This is a genomic window from Lactococcus petauri, from assembly GCF_023499275.1.
GTDB classification, from domain to species: Bacteria; Bacillota; Bacilli; order Lactobacillales; family Streptococcaceae; genus Lactococcus; species Lactococcus petauri.
In genome coordinates, this window is record NZ_CP094882.1 from 1,844,714 (window position 1) to 1,859,992 (window position 15,279).

At 36.6% G+C, this 15,279-nt stretch carries 17 protein-coding genes; 4 read left to right on the top strand and 13 right to left on the bottom strand.

Going from position 1 to position 15,279, the window contains the following annotated elements:
* Positions 1-14: 14 nt before the first annotated feature.
* The 3 genes from lgb_RS08915 to lgb_RS08925 form a co-directional block, all read right to left on the bottom strand.
* Positions 15-1,304 carry a peptidase U32 family protein gene (locus lgb_RS08915; RefSeq protein ID WP_003133356.1) on the bottom strand — a complete coding sequence of 430 codons (1,290 nt, stop codon included), beginning with the start codon at positions 1,302-1,304 and terminating at the stop codon, positions 15-17.
* Positions 1,305-1,370: 66 nt separating this feature from the next.
* On the bottom strand, positions 1,371-2,309 hold the full coding sequence (locus lgb_RS08920) for a zinc-binding dehydrogenase (protein WP_019294184.1): 939 nt from the start codon (positions 2,307-2,309) through the stop codon (positions 1,371-1,373).
* A complete protein-coding gene (locus tag lgb_RS08925) occupies positions 2,306-3,229 on the bottom strand; it encodes a peptidase U32 family protein (protein ID WP_019294185.1) in 924 nt (307 codons plus the stop codon). The genes lgb_RS08920 and lgb_RS08925 overlap by 4 nt, the downstream gene beginning before the upstream one ends.
* Positions 3,230-3,401: 172 nt before the next feature.
* On the opposite strand from lgb_RS08925, the gene lgb_RS08930 reads away from it, so the two are divergent.
* Positions 3,402-3,680, top strand: coding sequence for a DUF3270 domain-containing protein (locus tag lgb_RS08930; protein WP_019294186.1), 279 nt, complete (start codon positions 3,402-3,404; stop codon positions 3,678-3,680).
* A gap of 43 nt (positions 3,681-3,723) precedes the next feature.
* Here lgb_RS08930 and lgb_RS08935 read toward each other — a convergent pair whose 3' ends face one another.
* On the bottom strand, positions 3,724-4,545 hold the full coding sequence (locus lgb_RS08935; protein WP_019294187.1) for a putative RNA methyltransferase: 822 nt from the start codon (positions 4,543-4,545) through the stop codon (positions 3,724-3,726).
* A gap of 229 nt (positions 4,546-4,774) precedes the next feature.
* Here lgb_RS08935 and lgb_RS08940 point away from each other — a divergent pair, with 229 nt between their 5' ends.
* Positions 4,775-5,401: a copper homeostasis protein CutC gene (locus tag lgb_RS08940; RefSeq protein WP_019294188.1), complete on the top strand. Its 627-nt coding sequence runs from the start codon at positions 4,775-4,777 to the stop codon at positions 5,399-5,401.
* Positions 5,402-5,424: 23 nt separating this feature from the next.
* On the opposite strand, the gene lgb_RS08945 is transcribed toward lgb_RS08940, so the two are convergent.
* The 4 genes from lgb_RS08945 to lgb_RS08960 all read right to left on the bottom strand — a co-directional run bounded on the left by lgb_RS08945 (position 5,425) and on the right by lgb_RS08960 (position 9,944).
* Positions 5,425-6,444: an ABC transporter permease gene (locus lgb_RS08945; protein WP_019292224.1), complete on the bottom strand. Its 1,020-nt coding sequence runs from the start codon at positions 6,442-6,444 to the stop codon at positions 5,425-5,427.
* Complete coding sequence (locus lgb_RS08950) at positions 6,437-7,177, bottom strand: ABC transporter ATP-binding protein (RefSeq protein ID WP_029345882.1); 741 nt, start codon at positions 7,175-7,177, stop codon at positions 6,437-6,439. The genes lgb_RS08945 and lgb_RS08950 overlap by 8 nt, the downstream gene beginning before the upstream one ends.
* 143 nt (positions 7,178-7,320) lie before the next feature.
* On the bottom strand, positions 7,321-8,085 hold the full coding sequence (locus tag lgb_RS08955) for an Rgg family transcriptional regulator (RefSeq protein ID WP_249663209.1): 765 nt from the start codon (positions 8,083-8,085) through the stop codon (positions 7,321-7,323).
* Positions 8,086-8,195: 110 nt separating this feature from the next.
* Positions 8,196-9,944: a MucBP domain-containing protein gene (locus tag lgb_RS08960; protein WP_064305343.1), complete on the bottom strand. Its 1,749-nt coding sequence runs from the start codon at positions 9,942-9,944 to the stop codon at positions 8,196-8,198.
* A gap of 199 nt (positions 9,945-10,143) precedes the next feature.
* Between lgb_RS08960 and lgb_RS08965 the strand changes: the two genes are divergently transcribed.
* Positions 10,144-10,539 carry an HIT family protein gene (locus lgb_RS08965; RefSeq protein WP_019294226.1) on the top strand — a complete coding sequence of 132 codons (396 nt, stop codon included), beginning with the start codon at positions 10,144-10,146 and terminating at the stop codon, positions 10,537-10,539.
* Complete coding sequence (locus tag lgb_RS08970; protein ID WP_019292230.1) at positions 10,536-10,763, top strand: hypothetical protein; 228 nt, start codon at positions 10,536-10,538, stop codon at positions 10,761-10,763. Before lgb_RS08965 ends, lgb_RS08970 begins: the two co-directional genes overlap by 4 nt.
* Before the next feature lie 4 nt (positions 10,764-10,767).
* Here the strand turns inward: lgb_RS08970 and lgb_RS08975 are convergent, their stop codons facing one another.
* The 5 genes from lgb_RS08975 to lgb_RS08995 form a co-directional block, all read right to left on the bottom strand.
* On the bottom strand, positions 10,768-11,124 hold the full coding sequence (locus lgb_RS08975) for a hypothetical protein (protein WP_029345887.1): 357 nt from the start codon (positions 11,122-11,124) through the stop codon (positions 10,768-10,770).
* A 113-nt stretch (positions 11,125-11,237) separates the two neighbouring features.
* Positions 11,238-11,927 (bottom strand): 50S ribosomal protein L1, encoded by a 690-nt coding sequence (gene rplA, locus lgb_RS08980; RefSeq protein ID WP_003133341.1) that lies wholly within the window; start codon positions 11,925-11,927, stop codon positions 11,238-11,240.
* 89 nt (positions 11,928-12,016) lie between these two features.
* A complete protein-coding gene (gene rplK, locus lgb_RS08985; protein ID WP_003133340.1) occupies positions 12,017-12,442 on the bottom strand; it encodes a 50S ribosomal protein L11 in 426 nt (141 codons plus the stop codon).
* 126 nt (positions 12,443-12,568) lie between these two features.
* Positions 12,569-13,198 (bottom strand): ABC transporter ATP-binding protein, encoded by a 630-nt coding sequence (locus lgb_RS08990; protein WP_019292232.1) that lies wholly within the window; start codon positions 13,196-13,198, stop codon positions 12,569-12,571.
* A 6-nt stretch (positions 13,199-13,204) separates the two neighbouring features.
* Entirely contained in the window at positions 13,205-15,277 is a 2,073-nt protein-coding gene (locus lgb_RS08995) for a DUF1430 domain-containing protein (protein WP_249663210.1), read from the bottom strand.
* Between the last annotated feature and the right edge of the window lie 2 nt (positions 15,278-15,279).

Here is a 15,279-nt window from a genome sequence, read left to right on the forward strand (position 1 = left end):
TCTATTTAATCTTTTTAAGCACGCACTGTTTTAGCCGCACCTGATTTTTCGTAAAGATTGATTAAGCCTGCACCTGATTTACGGATCATATCTCCAGGTTGTACAGGCGTTTCCACATCAATATGTAAAAGGGTCATTGGATTTGGTGCACGGTCGATAGATTCTCCTGTTTCTGCCAAACGTAAGTTTTTAATTGTTGTTTCAGAATGACGGAAGCCAGGCCCATAAAATTCAATCGTATCACCTTCTGTAATGACGTTCCGTTGACGAATCGTCGCAACCTTACTGTCTTCATCGTAAGCAACAACTTCGCCAATAAACTTGTATTCTGGAATTTTACGACGTGCACCAAAAAGTTGTTTATTTTCATCAGGAATACCATAATAAAAGCCTGTATCCAATTCACGTTGCGCCACTTTCCAAAGTTCATCAACCAAATCTGGCTTAATAGCCTCAAACTTTTCCGGACTTTCTAGATAAGCATCAATGGCCGCTTTGTAAACATTTGAAACTGTTGAAACGTAGTGAATAGATTTCATACGTCCTTCAATTTTCAAGGAATTTACACCATTTTTGATCATATCAGGAATATGTTCAATCATGCTCATATCAACTGCAGACATTGAAAATTCTTCGGGAATTTCACCTTTGATTGATTTGCGCTCACTACCAAAAGGCATATCATAAAGGTCATATTTCCAACGGCATGATTGTGAACAGCCACCTCGATTGGCATCACGCATGCTCATATAGTTTGAAAGTACACAGCGTCCACTATAAGAAATACACATAGCACCATGGACAAAGGCTTCAATTTCCACAGATGTATGTTTTCGGATTTCTGCTAATTCTTCCATAGAAACTTCACGGGCTAAGACGACACGTTCCAATCCTAAACCTTGCCAGAATTCTAAAGTTTCGTAATTCGTTGCTGAAGACTGCGTAGAGAGATGAATTGGTAAACCTGGTGCTTCGGCTGCACAAATTGCTATCAATGCAGGATCCGAAACGATTACTGCAGAAATTCCTAAATCACGCAGTGTACGGAACCATTCGCCTGCACCTTCCTCATTTCCTTCGTGTGTAACCATATTGGCCGCAACATATACCTTAGCATTGTGAGCTGAAGCATACTCTACACCTTCACGCATCTCATCAAAAGTAAAGTTACCTGCGCGTGATCGCAAACCGTAGGCTTGTCCACCGATATATACAGCATCTGCGCCATAATCAATCGCTACTTTAAGTTTTTCCAGTGTGCCTGCAGGTGAAAGTACCTCAGGTCTTGTATAATTTTCTTGCATTTTTTCTCCTATTTTCAAGATAAGATTTTTGATAAGGTCTGCCGACCAAAACTTCTTAATAATAAACTATGGTTTTAATAAAACCTTGCCAATATTTTTTCCAGACTCTAAATACTGATGAGCTGCCTTGCCTTCAGATAAAGGGAAGACAGTTGCTTCAGCTGTTTCAACTTTTCCTCTTTCAAAGTAATCAAAGAGACGCTGACTTCGGCGTTCCCTTTCAGAAAAGCTGGTCAAAAAATCCCATAAGTCACCCGTGAGGATATTTTTGGATTGAGACATCATCTTCACGAGATCAATTTGTGGTGGATTGCCTCCCGCCATACCAAAGAAAATCAGGCTTCCTCTGTTCCTCAAAAGCTCTAAATTTTTATTCACAGTACTGCCCACACCATCATAAACCGTATCAAATTTAATAGACAACGCTTGTCGCCACTCATCCGTTCGGCTTGGATAGACTTGACACACTCCACGAGAAAGGGCCAAAGCTTGTTTTTCTGCATTCGATGCCGTACCATATACTTCCATACCATCTGCCACAAGAATTTGAGACAAGATCTGCCCGACACCACCGCTAATTCCTGTAACAAATACTTTGTCCCCTATTTGATTTTTCCCTAAATCATGCGCTAAGAAATCTGCAGTCAAACCTTGAAGACCAATACTGGCGGCTAACTTTAAATCAATATTATCAGGCAAATAAATCAGCTTTTCTTTAGGCACAGCAACATATTCAGCATTAGCAAAGGGAACATCGACAAAAAGAACTTTTCTTCCTTTCTGCTTCCCTTCGACAATTTCACCAGAACCTTCGTATCCATTAATATAAGGATGGTGTTCCTCGATATGATAGCCTCCTCGGCGGCGATAAATATCTGCAAAATTGAGACCAATATATGCCGTTTTGACTAAAACTTCATCTTCTAGCACTTGTGGCAAGGGAACTTTGCCATATTTAAGGACATCACTATCCCCAAATTCTTCAAAATACAAAGCTTTCATCATTTAATTTTACCTGGGTCTAAGTCATAGAAACCATGTGATAAAGTACGCCCTGCTGGATGAAGTTTACGCACTTCTTCTTCAAGCTGAAAGGCCTTATCTGCAGTGAAATTTCCTGCTTCAATGGCCTTTTTCGCTTCTACAAACAACTTCGTAATGGCAACAAAATCCGCACCGCGTGTAAAGATACCGTCCAGTTTCCAATGGTCAAAGCCCATTTTTACCAGTTCCGAGAGCTCGCTCATCATATTAAGATCATCGTTAGCAAAAATGTGTGTACCATGATTGTCTTCAAAGATACTATAGTGGGTATCTTCCTTTTTGGGTTCCGAAACAAAAAGATTACGTTCACGATCTTTTCCTGTCTCTTCTGTCTTAATAAAATTGTAGTAATTTTGCACTAAAGGACGTTTACTTTGATGAATAACAGTTGCTCCATAAACCAATACCTCGCCGGGTACATCTAAGTTTCCCGTCATGGCTTCAAGTTCCGGTTTGGGAAGCTCCCGTGCTAACACAGCTTCGACAGCACCTTGGCCCGCCCAGAAGTTGATTTGGCGGCTTGAAGTCACCATGGTAGAAGCATCATAAGTAAAAGGCAAGTCATATTTGTCTCTTTGAAGCACGAAGATAACTCCCGCATCTCCTACGGCTATGCGATCTACTTGAATATCTTGCAAGAAGTCTAAGTAGGGTTTTATTTTAGCCATCATATCAACGTGCATCAATGCATTTACAGCAACAGTCACTGTTTTTCCTGCTTCATGTGCAAGAGCTGTAATCTCACGAATTTCATCGTAGCTAAGCGCTGTGGGTAAGCGTAACCCAAACTCGGCTTCACCAATATAAAGGTTGTCAGTTCCAGCAGCAAGTAGAGCCTTGGCTTGCTCCACACTTTCTGCGGTAGTAGTAATTTTAATCATAGACTAAATTATATCACTATTTATTGCTCTTGACACGTCAGATTTTCATTTTATTTTATTTTCCGATTAACAAAAAAGTAATATAAGACATGAAATTGTATTGCAAACATTTACATAATTTGTTATGATGTAGTATAGAGCTTAATTATCAGGAAAACTTAGGAAAAAAACTATGGAATTAAAAAATTTAAACGATTTCTATGAGAAGCAAGAATACTATTCATATGATGAGCTACATGAACAAGAAAGCCATCTTACCAAACGTGTGCACGAGCTGACTTTCTTTCTTAATGTCGCAAGCTTTTCAGTCATCATGGCAATGATGGTCTATATTTTTATTACAATGACAAGCAGTTTAGTTGCTGTTCCAGCTGCTCTTGTTGTTGGTTTTATCGTTTTCCTTGTTTGTAAAAAAGGAATCAAAAAGATTGTACACCTCCTCATGAAATAATAAATTTTATGTTCTAACAGAAAAAACCTCAAGAAGAGGTTTTTTATTTTTGCCCTATTAAAACTTGCACATGAATAGTTGCCTGGGTGGGGGGAATTTTTCTTGCTGCTTCTTTTATCTTAGAGGATACCGCCCATTCTAAAGGACTCATTTCCAGAAAATCTAAACGAAGGGCCTCAGGAATCTCAAAACTATAATGAAGTTCTTTTTCCACGGCATTAGGATATTCCTGCTCAAAGCGTTGAATAACCTCTGTATTGTCATAGTTAACTGGAAAGCCATATACTTTACGCAACTCTTGAAGATAATATCGATCTGGTACAATCTTGATGATATTCCCCTCTGACTGTAACACTCGATTAAACTCTTTATAGTTTGAAGGTGTAAAAATATTTAAGACACTCGAAATAGAAGCATCAGCAAAAGGTAGTCTTGTCAAATCTGCCAAACTTAGAAAAGCTGAAAAAGGCAAATCAGTCGCCATTTCAATACCATCTTTTGCAATATCAAAGCCAAATTTGTTCCCTTGGTAAGACAACAACTCCAAAAACTTGCCTTCACCTGTGCCCACATCCAACAAATTGCCAGGTAAAAGGGCTTTTTCAATTTCCTTAAGTACAGGTGTGTACATGCCAGCAGCTATTAAGCGACGTCTGGGTTCAAACATCTTCTTTGTATAATGTTCCGTATCTGCTTTTGTTTGTAAAAAGTTAACATACCCTTTTTTATTTAAATTGAAGGTGTGCTTATTCTCACAACGCAGTGCATAAGGCTCCAAAGAAAAGGAAGCGCGGCATAAAGGACAGCTGAGACTTTCAAGATTTTTTTCTAAATAAACATAGGCTTTTTCAATTTTTTTTAACATAAACCTATTATATCATTTCATCAGATGCTTTAACTTTTCTGGATCCAAGTAATCCCATAAAGCGTAGGAATCACAAATATCCAAGAAAATATTTTTTCTATTTATGCAATATTTTATATCAAATCGCATGCCTCGTTTGCTATACACTAGCTTTTTATTCATTAAAAACAGCAAAGCTACTTTTTTTGTTATAATAAAGAAAAAGTCAGAAAAGGAAATAAAGAAGCCAATGATTATTCGTGAACTTTGTGTTGAAAATTTTACTGAAATTCCTCAAGCAACTGCTGCAGGAGTCGAGCGTATTGAACTTTGTGATAACCTTGCTGTGGGTGGAACAACACCAAGCTATGGTGTCATTCAGCAAGCCGCTGAATTTATCGGAGACCAAAAGACAACTTTAGCTGTTATCATCCGCCCACGTGGAGGCAATTTTGTCTATAATTCTTATGAATTAAAAATCATGGAAAATGATATTCTCAAAGCTATCGAAGCTGGTGCACAAAATCTCGTTTTAGGCGCTCTAACAGAAGACAATCAAATTGACGTTGAAGCCCTTGAAACACTTATGGTGGCTTCTCAAGGTCTTCCTGTGACCTTCCACATGGCCTTTGATGAGATTGAGGACCAGCATGCAGCCATCGATACATTGGTCGAAGCTGGCGTCGAAAAAATTCTTATGCATGGAGACAGTCTCGACAAGCCACTCAATACCGAAAAAATTGCAGATCTTGTTAAATATGCGAAAGGAAGAATTGCTATTATTATTGGTGGTGGTGTAACTGTTGATAACTATGAAGAATACGCAAACTTAACAGGTACAAACTTTGTCCATGGAACAAAAATTATTGCAAAATAAAAAAAACAGCTTAAGCTGTTTTTTTATTTGCCCTTCAAACGCATTTTTATATAAAATTTCACTAACAAGAAATTCACCAGTAAAAGTACAATCAGATAAAGGCGTGGTTGCAGAAAGACTAAACCGAAAATGACTTCTACGACTGTCGCGAAAAGCATTATACGTGAGAGGACATTTTTAATTGCTGCAAATTTTGATGATTGACGGAGTGGATAAATTCGCGTCAACACTTGGTAATCAAAAGAATCTTGGAGGGCAAAAAGTTGAAAAAGCAACAAATAATTAAAGACCGATGCCAAAATAACCGCAAGAATCGGGTTACCAATAAAAATTAAAGAAAGTACACTAAGAGCAATCAAACGCAACGTCAGCGAGAGATAGTCTCCGGAGCGCAAAAAAGCACGACTAAAGAGATATTCATAGGTTCGCAGCGTTTTCGGTAAGAGAAAATCTAAATATTTGCGACGACGGCTTTGTGTTTTCAGTCCTTTAACATTGGTAAAAAGGGCAAAAAAGCGTAATGTATTCGTTTTGCGGTTTTCTTCGTAAGCGATAAGTCTCTCCCAAGAAATAATTCCATTGGGCATGAGTTGACGTAAGCGAAGGCCTAAACCAGCTGCTTTTAACAAAACTAAAAGAATAAACCATAGCAAAAGATAGAAGAAAGACCATTTTAAAAGAGGCGCCACAATTCCGACTAAAACAAGACTAATAAGCGCAGGGAAAAGAAGCGAACGCAAGCAAGACAGAAGTAAATGTTTGCGCACTGCTTTCTCTTGCGGTAAGAGAAACACCTTATCCGCAGGTTCCACGAAGCTGGCTAATCTTCCGAAAATCTGGCTTAGAATGGTGATTAAAAGAACTAAACCAACTTTTCCAGCAGTATTTAAACTGTGAGCTTGTAAAAATTGAGCATACTGTACGGCTAAAGCGCCCAATAAAATCATCAAAAAGAGAACAAAATGATCATTAAACACATAACGCAAATATTTGAGATTTTGCCGATAGTATACTTTGCGGCGTTCTTCAAATAAGCTATTCATGAGCATTTACACCTTTCGTCAATTCTAAATAAATTTCATCAAGGCTGGCATCTTCCTTGCCAAATTTGGCACGCAAATCTTCCATCGTTCCCGCAATCAATACCTTACCTTCATGAAGGATGACAAATTTGTCACAGAATTTCTCTGCTGTTGAGAGAATATGTGTACTCATCAAAATCGAAGCACCAGCATCACGCATAGAAAGCATAAGTGTGATTAAATCTTGAATCGCTAAAGGATCTAATCCTAGAAAGGGTTCATCAATAATGTAAAGACTTGGATCCGTCAAAAAGGCGCAAATAATCATCACTTTTTGCTTCATTCCTTTAGAAAAATTGACCGGGAACCAATCTAACTTATCCTCCAAACGGAAGGTTTTTAGGAGTTCTTCTGCCCGAGGCATTGCTTCTTCTACAGGAACTCCATAAGCTAAAGCTGTAAGCTCGATGTGCTCACGCAGAGTTAGTTCCTCATAAAGACTTGGTGTTTCCGGAATAAAGCCAATCTTTTTACGATAACCTTCAAGATCTTCTTGGAGCGTAATTCCATCCAATTCGATCTGACCTGAGTATGGCGTGAGCAATCCCATAATTTCCTGAATAGTTGTTGATTTACCCGCACCATTAAGACCAATAAGTCCAACCAGTTCTCCATCCGCTATCTCAAAGCTTACATCTTCAAGAACCGGATTACCAAAGTAGCCTCCAGTCACGTTATTTATTTTTAGAGCCACATTAATATCTCCATTTCTAATCAAATTTAGTATAAGTTAATTTTATCATATCCCAACTTCTTTTGCTTTCCTCTAATGTAATCTCTTTTTCTTAATTTTTCTACTAAAAAAATGAGGGACTATGTAGAAAAGTCCCTTATCATTCATACACTTGATCTGTTGCTGATTTTCTCAAAATCTTTTTGGAAAACTTCCCGTAGTTCTAAAGCACCGATTTCGGATAATATTTTTAAAGCACGTGCAGTCAGTTTTTTACCCGTAATTTGGTTTTCAAACGCGTATATCCAACATCCCTTTACAAAAAGGGAGGATATTCGAACATAGGTGTCAAAGACTATCGTTAATTCTTCAAACGCTTTGAGAAACCGTTCTGAATCGTCTCTGTAGCCATGACGTATCATTACAAGTGTCGCTCGGAGAACAACACGAATAAGCAGATTTCTAAATTCTGTTATTTCTTTCAAGTAATGTTCGTTTTGGGAAAGCATTTGCCCTACAAGATCTTGTAATAACCTAGGATCAATCTCCTCTAAGGTATTCACTAAAATATAGAGTTCATAACTATGCCAAATATGATAGCTTTTTAATCTCGTTTCAATATAAGAAACTTCCACTGGAGATAAATGACTATAACAAGCTTTAGCAGAAAGTGCAATAACTTTATTTTCTTCTAAATCATATTCAATATTGTCTAAATAGACTTGCTTTAATAAAGAGAAGTTCTTGTTAAAATAAGCCTGCTCTATTTTCTTAAAAGACTTTTCAATCGGAATACCTGTGTAGTAGTTAATTGTCTCGTTTGAGGGAATACTTAAGTTAAACTGCTGAAAAGCAGATTGTGTTGCCAATATACCCGTACTCCCCGAATTTGCTAATGTTCCATCGAAGTCAAAAATATACGCATCCATATTAAATTTCTCCTTATTTATAATTTATTAAAAATTATTATAACATAGATTTGATTTTTTTAATGTTTTTAATCTATTTATCTTTTTATGGTTGGAAATGGTAGGATGCCTTACTTATATTTGTTTATTTTTCGCACAAAGACTATTACTCCTCCTATTAAAAATAAGAGAATAACACCAATGATGGTCAAAAATTTTCCATTATCTTCTCCTGTCGCCGGAAGATTAGCTTGATACGTTTGATTTTTCGCGTACAAGTATTTTACTTCTTGTTTGGTAGAGGTAAATACACCTTTTGGATTTCCCTGCACGCCTTTTATACTATAACCTGGGAGCTCTTTTGGTGTCGAAACATATTCTTCACCAATGTTCCCTGTAAGAACTGTATCTTCTGCTATTTTTTTACCATCATCGCCTGTGTATTTTACAGTTACTGTTTCACCTTTTACTGGTAATTTAGTATAAACATAAGTGATGGTTTGCGCCTGATCTGTAAAGGTTCCTGTAGGATTCCCTTGTACTTCTTTAAAGGTATAACCTTCAATTTCTTTTTGCTCTGATATATAAGGATCTCCGACTTTTCCAGTCAGTTTCTCGTCAGTTGAAAGTTTCTTACCTGTTTCGTCAACATACTGAACTGTAACATCTCCATTTACTGCAGCAGGAATCTTAGTATAAACATAAGTGATGGTTTGCGCCTGATCTGTAAAGATTCCTGTGGGATTCCCTTGTACTTCTTTAAAGGTATAACCCTCGATTTCTTTTTGCTCGGAAGTGTAAGGTTGACCAATGTTTCCCTTGAGTGTAATATTATCTATGAGCTTATTTCCCAATTCGTCAACATATTTGATAAGTACATCACCAGCAAGATCACCTGTTCCTCCTCCACCTTGTCCATGATAAGTTGCAGTGGAAACTGCACTATCAATTAGAGTTGTCCCATCATAGGAAAAAGCTTGATTAGGGTATTTATTATTCAGAGGATTAGATTTTAATTTTGTCTGATAATGTATGACCACTGAATTGGGTTCGGTGAGAGATGCTTCTGTGTCACCATGGAGATGTCCAAGATTTAAGGAGGTGGATTGACTCCCATCTGCATTAGGATTAAAAACCAAATCCGTTGACTCTGTTTTAATAACAGTGTTTTTATAGTTTCTATAATGTATACTGGTCGAACCCGGTATATAGTCCTGCGTGTTGCTCATCGTATCAGCAAAATTCGCATCGGAAATTTCATAACCACCATTGTTTATGGTAATAGTCCAAGTCACTATATCATTTGCTTCATAGTGCAACGTTTTAGCAATTGCACTGTTCCCTGACCCTTCACCTGAGCTACTTTTTGAAAAATTAACGTGAATACTATTATTTAAATTATTTTTTGTCGGAAAGGCTAAATCATTCCCCGCATCATAATTTAAAGTATTTTTATTAAAGCCAGACCAAAAGTTAAAAAATAATGTACGATTAGATAAATTGTTGATAACAGGCGCAAAAACAATATTAAGCATATTATTTTGGATAGTCACTGAACCTAACAATGTACCATCTTCTTTAGTCAGCAAAATTGGAGCAGTTCCTGTATACTTTAATTCCTGTGGTAATGGCATTGAGTACGTTTGCGCCGTATCAATGACTGTACCGTTTGGAATACTAAGCGTGTAGGTAGCGTTGACCAAAGAAGCATCGCTTATTTTATTTGAGGTTATTGGACCATTGTTATTACTTAGAACAACTTGATCTACAAATTGTATTGCACTTGGAGACGTTGTTTCAGCACTCACCAATGGGGTAAGATTCAAAATGCTCCCCAACATGAGGATGAAAAGCAATAATTGGTTTGTAATTTTTTTCATGACTTTACCTCCTATTTTGTTTTTCTTACCATGATAATACCAATTTTAAACATTAAAAACTATTTATTTGTCTTAACGCTTTCTAAAAAATTTTCTAAACAAGTTACACTAAGCAAAAACAGAAGAATTTGTTATAATTTACTTATAACAAAGTAGTGCTCAACTTTTGAGACTCTACAAATGGACAGGGAGATTTCTTATGGATAATTGTATTTTTTGTAAAATAATTGCGGGTGAAATTCCAAGTACGAAAATCTACGAAGACGATAACTTGGTAGCCTTTCTTGATATCACACAGACCACAAAAGGGCATACTTTAGTTGTACCTAAAACACATACACGAAATTTATTAGCAATGGCACCCGAGCAAGCCTCTCAGCTTTTCTCTAAAATTCCAGAAATCGCCAATAAACTTGTGGATTCTCTAGGCGCCAAGGGGATGAATATCCTGCAAAACAACGAGGAAATAGCTGGACAAACCGTCTTCCACACTCACGTACACCTTATTCCACGTTATGCTGAAGATGATGGTTTCTCTGCTGCTTTCACAGCACATACTTATGATCTTAATGCAATTGCGGAGGAAATCTTATGAAAGAATTCATCAATGACGTCTCAGAAATCTTTTCACGGTTAAGTAAAGAAATAGATGAGGTCAAAGCGAACTTAGAAAATGTAAAAATTGAAGCAAAAAAGGCTGAGCTTACCGGACAAGAAATTCAAAGAAAAGTGAACGAATTTCAAACCCTTGCTCAACCTAAAGTTGATAAAATCAATGAAATTTTAGAAAAACTTTCAGAAAAAAGTAGTGAAGGATGATTCACTACTTTTTATTTGGATTAATATAAAATTGACTGCCCCAAAAGATTCCTAAAATTTGGGAGATAATAAATGATCCAGCGATAATTAAAATTTCAGTCACATCGCTATCATATTGGATATATGTGAAAAAATAACGAGAATTATAAAAAGTAAAAAGGAAAAATACCAAGAAAATATCGATAATGAGTACATAGGACCAAGCACGAGTTCCATCAAGTTTCACCAAGTAAAAAGTCGTAAAAAGTAACAACAATGAAATTATTTGTAAACTTATTAAGGGAAATTCAAATACTGTTCCGATATAAATAGTTATCCAAACGGCTGCTATAAAGCCTATTAATAGAGTCATTCGTTTCATATTACTATTGTAACATGAAAAAGCATGTTTTTCTAATTCAAATTACGAAAATTACATATGTGTTTCTAAGATATACAAAAAAAGCTCCCTGAGGAGCCTTTTTAATTTTCAACTTAGAAGCTTGTTGTATCAACTTTAACACCAGCACCCATAGTTGTAGTAACTGAAAGGTTTGTGATGTAAGTACCTTTAGCTGTAGCTGGTTTAGCAGCAACAACTACGGCATTGATAGCTTTGAAGTTTTCGATAAGTTTTTCGTTGTCGAATGAAACTTTACCGATTGGTACGTGGATGTTACCCGCTTTATCAGCACGGTAGTTAACTTTACCAGCTTTTGATTCTTCAATAGCTTTAGTTACGTCCATTGTTACAGTACCAGTTTTAGGGTTTGGCATGAGGTTACGTGGGCCAAGGACACGTCCAAGACGACCTACAACAGCCATCATGTCAGGTGTTGCGATTACAACGTCGAAGTCCAACCAACCACCGTTGATTTTAGTTACGAGTTCATCAGCACCAACGAAGTCTGCACCAGCTGCTTCTGCTTCTTTAGCTTTTTCGCCACGAGCGAAAACAAGAACACGAGCAGTTTTACCAGTACCGTTTGGCAATACCATTGCACCACGGATTTGTTGGTCAGATTTTTTAGTATCGATGTTAAGATTGTATGCAACTTCTACAGATGCATCAAATTTTGCGATTGAAGCTTCTTTAGCGAGTGCTACTGCTTCTTCAACGCTGTAAAGTTTAGTTGCGTCTACTTTTTCGATAGCAGCGCGCATTGATTTGCTTTTTTTAGCCATTTCTATATTTCTCCTTGTGGTAATATCGGTTGTCTGTTATTATAACAGCCTTCCACTTGTGTGGAAAATGAGCGATGATTAATTAAAAATTAACCTTCTACTACAAATCCCATAGATTTCGCAGTACCTTCGATCATTGACATTGCTGCTTCAAGTGAACCAGCGTTAAGGTCAGCCATCTTAGTGTTTGCAATTTCTTCAACTTGTGCTTTTGTTACAGTTGCAACTTTAACTTTGTTAGGTTCACCTGAACCTTTTTCAACTTTAGCTGCTTTTTTCAAAAGAACTGCTGCTGGAGGAGTTTTTGTAATGAATGTAAATGATTTATCTTCATATACTGAGATTACAACTGGGATGAGCATACCAGCTTGGTCAGCTGTACGCGCGTTGAATTCTTTAGTGAATCCCATGATGTTGATACCTGCTTGACCCAAAGCTGGACCAACTGGTGGAGCTGGTGTTGCTTTACCGGCAGGAATTTGCAATTTAACGAGTTTTTCTACTTGTTTAGCCACGATAAATTTCTCCTTATAATATTGTTTTCGTGATGTGGTATGATGATAGACCATTCTATCTTCCACGCCTATATGCTAAAAACATACTTAAACAGTCTACCAAATATAGTTGTTTTTGTCAAGTCTCTATATTTCAACGAATTCATCACATGCTGCAACAACAGCTGGGTCATGCGTGACAATGATGACTGTTTTTCCCTTTTCTACTTCTTGGCGTAACAATCCCAGTATCAAGGATCTATTTTGTTCATCTAAAGAGCCGGTCGGCTCATCAGCCAAGATAATCTTACTGCGTTTCAACAAAGCACGCGCCAGAGCTACACGCTGTTTTTCCCCACCAGACAAAGCGTATACTTTTTCGCTTAGCTTATGAGCAATACCTACTTGATTTAAAATCTCTCTCATCCTACGTCGCTTTTCTTTGCCTTTTATTTTCTCATACACTAGAGAGATATTGAGATTTCGCTCAATGCTCTCATCTTCAATCAAGGCAAAGTTTTGAAAAAGAAATGCTATCAGGTTGCGCCGCATAAGTAACGCTTCTTTGCTGTTTATCTTAGGTGCTTTTTTCCCTGATATATATAACCTCCCAGAATCTGCGCCTTCAATCAGTCCGATAAGATTAAGAAGCGTGGACTTTCCGGCGCCACTTCTTCCGAGTATCGCTGTCATTTTCTGAGCTGGAATACTGAGGGAAAAATTTTCAAAAATCTGATGTTTCCCAAACTTTTTACTCACTTCTTGCAGTTCTATCATGCTGTATTATGCTCCTTTCAAGGTGTTGACTAACTCTTTCTTTTCGAGGCAAGTGAGGAGGTGGAAGACTAAAAATATCTCAATCAAAGCATAAAGTATATAAGCCTCAATGACTGTGAAATCATAGCCTAAAATCATCGATTGAGTAAAAAACACTATGTTTTGAATGATAATGATTATAAATAGAAAGCGATAGCTTCTTAGACGGAAAAATCCTTGTATCCGAAAAAGGGCAAGCTTTTCTTTATTGACTCTGAAATAAATCATTGTTGTGGATAGTATCATGATGATAAAGAGAATGAATGCTAGAAGGTTCATAAATACCCATGACCAGCGCTCTCCAATATACATCTTCATATCATTCTCTGCAATTTTTGAGCTAGAAACAAATGAAGTAAAACTAGCTTCTACCTTATCCTTCCTTAAACTAGGGAGTAGATCTAAATAAGTTTTTTCCACACTTTTCTTAATAGGAAATAAAGCACCAAGAGTGTTCCCATTATAAAACATATTGATGTAGGTGTTTACTCCCGCATTATTTACCGTATGGACCTCTACTATATCTGCTCGTATTTCCTCTTTTCTTCCATTAGAAAAAATTCCGCCTCGTTCCCCTTGAAAAGCTGGTATTTTTTGCTTATCTTTGATGATAATGAAACGACTATTCTTTCCTTTAAACCAAAGACCAGACATATCTAGAAGTTCCAAATATCCTTTTTTTATCTCATGCAACTTATCTTTATAGCGTTCGTTAATTAAAATCACCGCTTCACTTGTTTCAGTCGGGATTTTAATATCATTTCCATTAACATCTTCTATCTTATATTTTTGAAGATAAGCTGAATTAATTTCCATGCCTTGATATTTCTCCAAAAATTTCTGCGGTAAAAATTTCTTTGCAGCGTGTAAACCACCATTATTCTCCATGTATTTAAAAAGGGATTCGTGCTGTGTATGACTCTTCAAACTTTCTAAATAACCCGAACCGCCGCCATGAAAAGTACCATAACCTTTTATAGGCGAGGATTGCAACACTCCTATACTACTGTTGAACAAGAGCATCAATCCCATGCTTGTTGCTACACTTGCTGCAAAAATATATACCTTGACAAGATAGACAGCAACATAAAATCTTTTAAAAAATGGTTTATTATTGACTTGCTGAGCCAGAGAAAACCTCACAATAACTCCAATAATAAGCAATACACCAAACACACTCAAAATTGAAATTAAAAAAATCAATCCTATGTATTCTGTATCAATTGCTCTTATTATCAGTATATTTGCCAAAAAAAGTACCAAAAGCTGTGTTCCAACAAAAGATTTAAGATAGATTCGTTTGAGGATTATGAAGTTGCTCAAGCCATTAAGAGAAAATATAGCTATTTCTTTATTTCTTAAAATTATCCATATAAACATAAAAACAAAGTAAAAGAAAAGAACAACTTTAATAAGGAATACATAGATATCACTGACTCTAATAATTGGACTGCTCGGAATATACCATGACGGCTGATTCTCTAAACTGGCAGAGCTTGTTTGAACTTTTGAGATTTGATTAAACTTTTGGGATAAAGCTTCTAAAACTCTTTTTTTATCGTCAGATTTGAAAAATATACTGGCTCCTTGATATTGCTCATCTGTCAAATCTTCTATAGGGCTATTATTTATCTTTACCTTATAATCGAGGTCTCTAAACTTCTTTTCTTTTCTAGGATGATAGTGTGTTTCAAAATAAGTAATATTTGATAGAGGGGATCCATAATCAACATTACCTTTTCCATCATTTTTATGCCCTAGAAAACGCACACGGATAATAAAAGGAACATCAAATTCTTGCGAAACCTCTTTTATTGCCTTAATAAAATCTTTACGATTTATAAACTCTACCTTCACATCAAGGTCGTTAAGGTCATTATTGGGATTATTTATTTTGGGCTGATAAATCTGGGTATAATTTGGAAGTTGAACAGCTTCCCTCAACCGTGTGGCTTCTTTATCGGTATAACGCATATAAGCAATCATGCAAGTAATCAAAGAAAAAAGGAGTAATAAGGTAAATTTCAACAGCTTATTCATCA